A 1,054-nucleotide genomic window follows, 5' to 3' on the forward strand; every position below is an offset into this window, starting at 1 on the left:
AGCCAGTCGGCGTGCTGCCGGGCCAGGGCGGCGTAGAAGAGGCTCTCGAACTCCCGGGCGGGCCTGAGCCTTCCCATCTCCCGGCGCACCACCTCCGGGGTGAGGGCCTCCGAGGTCCAGAGGCGGTAGGTCCTCTCCCAGTCCCGCCACCCCAGGTGGAGGAGGACGAGCCGGGCGATGAGCTCTCCCTCCCGCCCGGCGTCCGTGGCGATGACCACCCGCTCCGCCCCCTTCAGGGCCTGGCCGATGGCCTTCAGGAGGTCCTCCTGGGCCTTTCCCCTGGGGGCGTAGCGGAACCGCTCGGGGAGGACGGGGAGGTCTTCCCGGCGCCAGGGCCTCGGGGCCAGGTCCTCCGCCACCTCCAGGAGGTGGCCCAGGGCGTGGGCCACCACCAGGTCCCCCTTGCGGAAGAAGGGGCCTTCCCGCTCCGCCCCCAGGGCCCGGGCCAGGTCCCGGGCCACCGAGGGCTTCTCCGCCAGGACCAGCGTCTTCACGAGGACGAGTCTAGGACGGGGCCAGGGCCCTTGGCCGCCAGCGGCCCACCTCCCGCTTGGGGATGGCGCCTCCCTCGAGGGCCACCCCCTCCTCCCGCCAGGTGAGGTCCTGGGCCCCCGCCAGGGCCCGTGCCAGGGCCAGGGTGGGGTCCTCCTCGGCGGCGGAGACCAGGCCTCCCTCCACCAGCTCCCCCTCCAGGGCGAGGCTCGCCCGGGCCTTCCTGGCGATGAGGGCCAGGGCCGCCTCCTGCAGGGTCCCCCGGTAGGCCAGGAAGACCACCCGCACGGGCTTTTTCTGGCCGATGCGCCAGCTCCGCCGGGCCGCCTGGCGGAGGGTGTACACGGAATACTCGGGCTGGTAGAAGACCACGGTGGGGAAGTCCACCAGGTCCAGGCCCGTCTGCACCAGCCTCGGGTGGACCACCAGGGCGTCCAGGCCCTTCCGCACCGCCTCGGCGATCCACGCCTCGCGCCGATCGGGGGCGGTGGTGCCCGCCCGGAGGCCCGCCGCCCTCAGGCCCCCCTCCCGGAGGAGGCCCACCAGGCGGTCCACCTGGTCC

General features: G+C 74.8%; 2 protein-coding genes. Both read right to left on the minus strand.

Translation table 11 applies throughout. The features are described from left to right. The coding region (locus tag AC01Y6_RS10485) for a toprim domain-containing protein (protein ID WP_476671468.1) at positions 1 to 494 on the minus strand (494 nt) is incomplete at its 3' end. Positions 495 to 504: 10 nt separating this feature from the next. Beyond that, positions 505 to 1,054, minus strand: a 550-nt coding sequence (locus AC01Y6_RS10490; RefSeq protein ID WP_476671469.1) for a helicase-related protein, incomplete at its 5' end; no start/stop codon positions are given.

This window comes from Thermus sp. (assembly GCF_056332225.1).